Raw genomic sequence first — 7844 nt, 5'->3', positions numbered from 1 at the left:
TCATTAAATTCTTAACTGATCGGCATTAGCGCACTAAGCGCGCTTTTTTGTGACCTTTGGTAGCCACCTATCTAACCTTTCAGCGCCACGCCGGTTGCTCCATATTCAATTCGGTAGGTTCACTCACGGTCGCCTCGTAAAATTCTTGATCTAAAACAACTTACGTTTTTCCCAATGTCGTTTATAGTTAGTATTAGAAAGCTTCGATTTCGACAGCCGCTACTAAGTTTCGTAGTTAGGGGGACGTTATGATTGAGTGTAAACGAATTCTGGCCGTGGTAGATGCCGAGCGCGATAACCAACCTGCACTAAGCCGTGCTTATGAACTCGCTTCAAAAACAGGCGCTTCAGTTACCGCCATGATGGTGGTATACGACTTATCTTATGATATGACGACCATGCTTAGCCCGGATGAGCGCGAGTCAATGCGCGATGCAGTTACAAAGGAGCATGCAAAATGGCTTGCCACCCACTTAAGAGAACAAGGGTTCACTGAAACTGATATCGTTGTAGAATGGAATAATCGTGCGTATGAGTCGATTATTTACTACACCCTAAACAATCAGATAGATTTAGTGGTAAAGGCAACCAAAAAGCACGACGATCTTGCTTCTGTTATTTTCACCCCCACCGACTGGCATTTAATGCGTAAGTGCCCTCGCCCGGTATTGCTCGTTAAAGAGCACGACTGGCCAGAAGGAGGAGAGATTATTGCTGCAGTAAACGTAGGCAGTGAAGACGATGAGCATGCCGCACTTAACGATAAGCTCACCCTCATTGCTAACGACTACGCCTCTTTATTGAAAGGTAGCGTAAATTTGGTCAACAGTTACCCTTCTACACCACTTAATATCGCCATAGAAGTGCCTGAGTTCGACCCCGATACCTATCACGACGCGGTAAAAAATCATCATTTAAAGGAAATGCGTAGTCACGCGTTAAAGTACGGTATTCCTGACAACAAATGTGTAGTAAGAGAAGGCCTTCCGGAAAAAGTTATCCCGCAAGTGGCAAAAACACTGGATGCAGAGCTGGTTGTTATTGGTACCGTTGGCCGTGTGGGCATTTCAGCGGCCCTAATTGGTAACACTGCAGAACACGTGATCGACGAACTCAATTGCGATGTGCTTGCTATTAAGCCGGATGGATTTGTGTCGCCGTTGTCGGTGTAGTCTTTTTATTAGTACTACATAGCCCGTGTTTGCGGTTACTTAGCGGCCAACACAGTATGTCATCAACAAATTTAACTTCACAAGCATGGTCTCGAAAAGCCGCTTTAATGTATAATGGTGGCTTTATCACAAACCAAGCTAGTTAATTATGAGTTTAGGCACAAACAGTGCTGACGCGTCGCCATTAAATGCTGCGCAAAGTAAGCAAAAGTACAACTTCAACAAACTTCAGAAACGACTTCGCCGCAATGTGGGTAAAGCCATTGGCGATTTCGGTATGATTGAAAACAACGACAAAGTAATGGTGTGTTTATCTGGCGGTAAAGACAGCTATACCATGCTTGATATTCTATTGTTTTTAAAGAAGATTGCGCCTATTCATTTTGATATCGTTGCGGTTAATCTTGACCAAAAGCAGCCTGGTTTCCCAGAACATATCTTGCCTGAATATTTAGAAAGCATTGGTGTTGATTACAAAATTGTAGAAGAAGACACCTACTCTATTGTTAAAGACAAAATTCCAGAGGGAAAAACGACCTGCTCGCTTTGTTCTCGCTTGCGCCGTGGTATTTTGTATCGCACAGCAAAAGAACTGGGTGCTACTAAAATTGCGTTAGGCCACCACCGCGACGACATGCTAGAAACGTTTTTCCTCAACATGTTCCATGGTGGCAAACTTAAGTCCATGCCGCCAAAACTGGTCAGCGACAACGGTGAACATATCGTTATTCGTCCATTGGCGTACTGCACAGAAAAAGACATCGAGAAATATTCTCAAGCCGCTGAGTTCCCAATTATTCCGTGTAATCTTTGCGGGTCACAAGAGAACTTACAGCGCCAAAACATAAAGGCTATGCTTCAAGACTGGAACCGTCGCTTCCCAGGTCGTATAGAGTCGATGTTCCGTGCTCTCCAAAATGTGGCGCCTTCACATTTAGTAGACAGTAATTTGTATGACTTTAAGGCGATCACAACTCAAGATGGGCCTGTTGAGGGTGGTGACATTGGATTTGACCAACCCACTTTTAATACTGAAAATAGCGCAAACTTCAGCGATGAAGACAACGCTATTGAAGTCGTTAACATCATGGAACCGAAGTAAATGAAAATTGGACTTGCTTTAGGTGCCGGTGCCGCGAGGGGCTGGACTCACATTGGTATAATTGAAGCATTGGAAAAGCTAGGCGTTAAAATTGACGTGGTGGCGGGTTGCTCTATTGGTGCTTATGTTGGTGCTGCCTATGCAAGTGGCAAGCTGGAAGCATTGAAAGAGTGGGCCTGTTCCCTCAGCGACTGGCAGGTACTTGCTCTTATGGGCGTAGGACTTAGACGCGGCGGTATTGCCAGCGGACAGAAAGTTTTCGACAAGCTAGCAAGCGAGTTTTGTGAATCGACTTATGAAGACATGCTTAAGCCGTTTGCGGCTGTAGCTACCGACCTTTATACCGGCCGTGAAGTGGTGTTTAACTCTGGTCCTATCGGAGACACCATTCAAGCATCCTGCGCTATTCCCGCACTTTTTGCGCCCGTAGCACATGGAGATCGCTGGTTGGTAGACGGTGCCGTTGTAAACCCTGTACCGGTGAACTTATGTCGCCAATTAGGGGCCGATTTTGTAATCGCGGTTAACCTTAACGCCGATTTCCGACCACTTCGTCTTGAAAAGTTGAGACAAGATCATGAAGAAAACCAGCGCAAAACTGAGGATTTCTTTACGAAGAGTCAAAACGTACTACGCCAATGGTTTTCGCCTGATAGTAAAGAAGACAAAGCGTTAGAGAAAAATGAAGATAAAGACGAAGCTTTATCTGACACTGGCGAGTTAAAAACTGAAGAAGGCATTGCTTCTGATGTGATTGAAAAAGTGGAAGAAGAGTTTACCGAAGTGCCCGCAAAAGTGAATAAGCGCAACCCGCCGGGAATTATGAGCGTGATGAGCAGTTCACTTGAGATTCTTCAAGCACGCGTTACTCGCTCAAGACTAGCGGGCGATCCGCCAGACATACTTATTGAACCTCAGCTTACCGATGTGGGCATTATGGAATTCCATAGAGCCGAAGAGCTGTGCGCGAAGGGTGAAGAAACCATCGCGCGTCTAGCAGAGCAAATTAGGTATCAGCTACTTACCTAATCGCGAATATAACAAGCGCTTAGCTTGAAGCCATAGCAGTAACACGTAACGGCGCATGAGGCAGCGTTAGGCCTTTTGCGTTGTCGATCCAATCTTGTTCTAAATGCAACACACCATTATTGATTTGCACACCTTGTGGTGTGATGAAATCTAGATTCTTGTCATCAAACTGAATCATCAAGCCCTTTACTGAAGGCATCATGAAAGACAAGAAGCTTCCCATTTCATTAAAAAACGCCTCATACTGAGCATACAGAAATGTTAGGTCTTCTTTGGTGTAGTGCTGCTTTAAATACTCTGGTTTCGTTTCTAATTGAACCGACATATCACACACATTTGCGCGTTCGTTCAAATCAATGCGAACCAGTGCATTGGCAAGCTTCAGGGCTTTTTCAGTTGGCACAGTAAAACGCCCTTCTTCACTTACCGTAAGCGGCATGGTTTTCTTGTCAGTAACGATAGACGCCCCGTTCACTTCGCACAAACGCCCCTCACCTACACGGACAAATCCAAAAGCAAACTGCAGTGCTTGAGTATCCTCGTTATCTAGCTTTTTAACATGGCTATAAAAACGGCTGTACTCTACATCTATCGTTTCAGCAGCAACGTTTGTACTAGCTACACCCACAAATAGTGATGAAGCAAAAAATAAGGCCGCGCGTATCATTCGGATAAAAACTCCTCGTTAAATTGGATCATAGTTTGAAGCTCTTCAACATAAGCGGCTCCACGTTCAGAATAATTCATAAGCCCTTCAGCGAGTGCCACACCAGTAATCGGTATTTGATTAGCGCGCAGTCTACTGCGAATCTCACGTAAATCCGCGTACGCATCATGGCGGTTTAAATTTCGCATATAGGTGTACGTCGCCCGGGACAGGCTATCAAACTTGGCTACTTCGTGAGACGCCCCATCGTTTCGACGATTTGGAACAAAGCCACACCCTTTAGAAAAGCACCACAACCCAAAAAAGTTATAGCCTTTTCTCGCAAAGCGACTGGTTCCCCAAGCCGACTCGTTTGCAGCCTGAACAAGTACCAGTTCGACTGGTAAAACATCAATTTTTTGTAGCAGCGCCAGCAATTTCGTTTTAAGCGGCTGTGTTGGCTTAACTCGATATTCCTCTTCTAACCATTCAAGCCTTGCCATATCTTCTTCAGAGAGCGTCTCGTTAGCTAACGCCTTTCTGTACAAGGTTTGCACGTAATGCCTTAACGTAAGTAGATACGCATTCTGCTTCTCTACTTCAGGACGTAAATAGTTAAAAAATGCTTCTTTCTTCTCTTTTACATCTGTATAGGCAGAGAAGTTAGGCACCGGCTTTTTAGCTTCAACCGTTTGCGGTATATCTAAAATATCCGGCTCGTCCTTTGTAAAAATTATGGCGTTAATGACGATTACAGCCAATACGCCCAGCGTTATAAGAACAATTTTAAAGGTTTCACGCTTATGCATCGAAGCTAGACTCATTCACATCGTTTTCAGATGCTTCCGTGCTCGCTCCTTGCTCGCCAATCAATTCCTGATAGAGCAAGCCCATCATACTAAAATAAAACGGTAATACCCAAATAAGTGAAAAGCCCAGCGTTAACGGCACCGACACAAACAGTAAAAAGAACACACCAAATATGCTGGCGATTTGAGTCCAGTATGCATTAAATACGCGACACGACAGGATGATCGCGCTAATTGGCGTTAACTTTCTGTCAGCGACTAACATTAAGGAAAAAGACGACGCTAAATAAAAGTAAAGACCAGGAATGATAAGCAGCATCATACCTAGCTGAACAAGAATACTGTTTACTAACTGAGTTAGCGCCAGCAAAAATATCAAGGGGAAAAACTGAAATACGGTAAATACTGAAGTTTTAGTGCCACGGGCAACAAAAACGCCCATCATATACAACCCCGTCAACAGCGGGGCAACGATGCAGATTGCAACAATTTCTATGATAGACTGATGCTCGAATACGTAGGTCCCATCGTCATTCATTGTGATGTACTGCTGAGCAAATACACCTAACACGACAAACGTCAAAAATAGAACAACACTTCCCTGCAGTAATGATGAAAAGTTTGCCTTTGTTAAACCGGCAGCGCGGCGCAATAGACCTTTGGTATCAAATTGATACTGTTTAGACAACGTATTGTTCAGGCGGTCTTGGTTTACGTCTTTCACACAACTCTCTTATCTTTTTGAAAAATCGGCGCGATTATACCAATTCACAAAAACAAATGCCTGTTTGTAAGGTAAACAAACGTTAACCTAGTACTAATTTCGCAGCTAAACCGACGAGTAGCACCCCCATCGCACGGTCTAACCAATACCCTTTTTTACCAATAAGCTCAGCTACTTTACTGGTGCTCAAAAGGTATGAAAGAAAACAGAACCACAGTCCAGTAGCTATAGCTAAATAGATACCGTAGCCAAGTTTCACTGTAAATGGGGTATCAATACTAATAATTGCAGTAAACAACGAGAGGAAAAATAGCGTTGCTTTTGGGTTAAGTCCATTTGTGAGAAAGCCCATCCAAACTGCGCGCTTTGCCGATATGTGGGATGTTTTCTTTTCAGCGTTAACTGCCTGGTCCTGCTTTACAGGCCCGCTTCTAAGCGCACCAAACGCAAGGTACAGTAAATAAGCTGCGGCGGCATAGCTAAACGTGGTGAATAACCAAGGAGTAGTTGCAATAACCACACTAAGCCCCACTAACGAGTAAGCCACATGCAGTAATATAGCTAAGCCAATCCCTATACTGGTGTACATGGCGATACGTCTGCCATAGGCCACGCTGTTTCGAACAACCACCGCGAAATCTGGCCCTGGACTAGCAACAGCCACAAGGTGTACCAACGCAATGGTAAGAAACTCATTCATATACTGCATGTTTTGCGCCTCCTACAGCGCGTACTTTAATATTAATTGATCGACCCATTGTGGGACGATGTGAGAAGCAGGGCCTGTTAGCGATTCATCGAACAATGCATTAGTTACGCCCGGCTCCAAATTTGCTTCTATGGTGTGTGCGCCACTTTCTTTAGCGATCTGAACAAAACCCGCGGCAGGATAGACATTACCTGATGTGCCAATAGCAATAAACAAATCAGCCTTTGAAAGCGCATCGTAAATCTCTTCCATGTACATGGGCATTTCACCAAACCACACGATATCCGGTCGTAAGGTTACTCTGTTGCAACACGGGCATTTAGTGGTGTGATCAAAACTATCACTCCAGTCAAAAGTTTGCTGGGTTATAGCGCAGCGCGCCGATAGCAGCTTGCCATGCATATGGTAAACAGACTGGCTTCCACCGCGCTCATGCAAGTCATCCACATTTTGAGTAACCAACATCAGGTTGCTACCGAACGCTTTCTCAAGTTTGGCCAGCGCCTCATGCGCTGCATTAGGATTCACGTCGTCTTGCTGTAACTGCGCACGTCGAGCGTTGTAAAAGCGATAAACTAAGCTAGGATTTTGTTCAAAAGCCTCTGGAGTGGCCACCTCTTCTACGCGATGATTTTCCCAAAGACCGTCATTATCCCGAAATGTCTTTAATCCAGATTCAGCGGAAATACCCGCACCGGTAAGAATAACAATATTGGGTAGAGATTGATCAGATGGCATCAGGTTGTTCTTACTCTGTTGTTATAGAGCTAATTATACGATTAGCATGTTGTATATTTACTTAGTTAAAAGCCGCGACTCTTTACATATCTTTGACCACAGGATATTGAGTATCAGCGCCCCACTCTGACCAAGAGCCATCGTAGACTGAAACCTGCGTAGCGCCGCACAATAATGCCGCCACTCCAATTATGCAGGCGGTAACGCCAGAACCACACGTACAAATAATGGGTTTGCGTAAATCGATATTAGAGCGGTCAAAAACAGCCTTAAGCTGCTCAACTGGCAAAAAATGACCGCTTTTGAGTAAGGTGTCAAAAGGAATATTAAACGCACCAGGCATATGACCTGAACGTACTCCTTCACGAAGCTCTGACACTTCTCCTTTGAATCGCGGCGCGCTGCGCGCATCAACAAGTTGTGCTTCAGTATTTATTGCCTGAAGTACTGCACCGGAATTTGCGAACCAACCAGGCCTAGGTGTAGCTTGATAGGTTAATTTTCCGTATTGCTGTTGTTTTGAAACCGGCAACGCTGCTTTTTCCCATGCAGGCTGCCCGCCATTTAATAGATAAACATCTTGGTGGCCCAACGCTTTTAACATCCACCACACCCTTGGCGCAGAATATATTCCACGGGTATCGTATACCGCAATAGGTGTGTTCGCTGTTATGCCCTGATTACCAAGATAAATTGCAAGGTCGTTTGCAGAAGGCATACTGTGAGGGAGACCTGTAGTGTGATCGCTACCTTCACTATCTAAGTCAAAGTCGACTGACGCAGGTAAAACCATTGCCGTTCGCGTATCTGGTGTTTTTGAAACGGGGTCGTCCATTAACGCTCGTACAAGCGTTACCGGCTTTTGTTGCATTACATTGGCTAATTCACCAACTGAGAGCAATACCGATGCCATTA

9 protein-coding genes are annotated in these 7844 nt (G+C 44.7%); 3 read left to right on the top strand and 6 right to left on the bottom strand.

Features of this window, described 5'->3' with window-relative positions; all coding sequences use genetic code 11:
* The first annotated feature begins 248 nt into the window (after positions 1 to 248).
* The 3 genes from uspE (at position 249) to ACX5KA_RS18980 (ending at position 3303) form a co-directional block, all read left to right on the top strand.
* Positions 249 to 1172 carry a universal stress protein UspE gene (gene uspE / locus ACX5KA_RS18990; RefSeq protein WP_014979376.1) on the top strand — a complete coding sequence of 308 codons (924 nt, stop codon included), beginning with the start codon at positions 249 to 251 and terminating at the stop codon, positions 1170 to 1172.
* Positions 1173 to 1320: 148 nt separating this feature from the next.
* Complete coding sequence (gene ttcA / locus ACX5KA_RS18985) at positions 1321 to 2274, top strand: tRNA 2-thiocytidine(32) synthetase TtcA (RefSeq protein WP_427270581.1); 954 nt, start codon at positions 1321 to 1323, stop codon at positions 2272 to 2274.
* Positions 2275 to 3303: a patatin-like phospholipase family protein gene (locus ACX5KA_RS18980; RefSeq protein ID WP_039220083.1), complete on the top strand. Its 1029-nt coding sequence runs from the start codon at positions 2275 to 2277 to the stop codon at positions 3301 to 3303.
* Between the two features lie 19 nt (positions 3304 to 3322).
* Here ACX5KA_RS18980 and ACX5KA_RS18975 read toward each other — a convergent pair whose 3' ends face one another.
* From ACX5KA_RS18975 to ACX5KA_RS18950, 6 genes are all read right to left on the bottom strand, one after another.
* Positions 3323 to 3970 carry a DUF2987 domain-containing protein gene (locus ACX5KA_RS18975; RefSeq protein ID WP_283627313.1) on the bottom strand — a complete coding sequence of 216 codons (648 nt, stop codon included), beginning with the start codon at positions 3968 to 3970 and terminating at the stop codon, positions 3323 to 3325.
* A complete protein-coding gene (locus ACX5KA_RS18970; RefSeq protein ID WP_039220144.1) occupies positions 3967 to 4758 on the bottom strand; it encodes a glucosaminidase domain-containing protein in 792 nt (263 codons plus the stop codon). The genes ACX5KA_RS18975 and ACX5KA_RS18970 overlap by 4 nt, the downstream gene beginning before the upstream one ends.
* Positions 4751 to 5482: a stress protein gene (locus tag ACX5KA_RS18965; protein WP_458731938.1), complete on the bottom strand. Its 732-nt coding sequence runs from the start codon at positions 5480 to 5482 to the stop codon at positions 4751 to 4753. Before ACX5KA_RS18965 ends, ACX5KA_RS18970 begins: the two co-directional genes overlap by 8 nt.
* 82 nt (positions 5483 to 5564) lie before the next feature.
* Positions 5565 to 6191 (bottom strand): LysE family translocator, encoded by a 627-nt coding sequence (locus ACX5KA_RS18960; protein WP_014949603.1) that lies wholly within the window; start codon positions 6189 to 6191, stop codon positions 5565 to 5567.
* 12 nt (positions 6192 to 6203) lie between these two features.
* On the bottom strand, positions 6204 to 6929 hold the full coding sequence (cobB, locus tag ACX5KA_RS18955) for a Sir2 family NAD+-dependent deacetylase (protein ID WP_458731937.1): 726 nt from the start codon (positions 6927 to 6929) through the stop codon (positions 6204 to 6206).
* 82 nt (positions 6930 to 7011) lie between these two features.
* Positions 7012 to 7842 (bottom strand): sulfurtransferase, encoded by an 831-nt coding sequence (locus ACX5KA_RS18950; RefSeq protein ID WP_458731936.1) that lies wholly within the window; start codon positions 7840 to 7842, stop codon positions 7012 to 7014.
* Positions 7843 to 7844: the final 2 nt, after the last annotated feature.

The organism is Alteromonas alvinellae, from assembly GCF_902705805.1.
The sequence above is the reverse complement of the archived record's forward strand: the minus strand, read 5'-3'. Positions and strand labels throughout refer to the sequence as shown.

Coding starts and splice junctions, on each gene's coding strand:
- ACX5KA_RS18970 (WP_039220144.1), bottom strand. CDS start 4,758: ATGCATAAGCGTGAAACCTTTAAAATTGTTCTTATAACGCTGGGCGTA.
- ttcA (WP_427270581.1), top strand. CDS start 1,321: ATGAGTTTAGGCACAAACAGTGCTGACGCGTCGCCATTAAATGCTGCG.
- cobB (WP_458731937.1), bottom strand. CDS start 6,929: ATGCCATCTGATCAATCTCTACCCAATATTGTTATTCTTACCGGTGCG.
- uspE (WP_014979376.1), top strand. CDS start 249: ATGATTGAGTGTAAACGAATTCTGGCCGTGGTAGATGCCGAGCGCGAT.
- ACX5KA_RS18950 (WP_458731936.1), bottom strand. CDS start 7,842: ATGGCATCGGTATTGCTCTCAGTTGGTGAATTAGCCAATGTAATGCAA.
- ACX5KA_RS18975 (WP_283627313.1), bottom strand. CDS start 3,970: ATGATACGCGCGGCCTTATTTTTTGCTTCATCACTATTTGTGGGTGTA.
- ACX5KA_RS18980 (WP_039220083.1), top strand. CDS start 2,275: ATGAAAATTGGACTTGCTTTAGGTGCCGGTGCCGCGAGGGGCTGGACT.
- ACX5KA_RS18960 (WP_014949603.1), bottom strand. CDS start 6,191: ATGCAGTATATGAATGAGTTTCTTACCATTGCGTTGGTACACCTTGTG.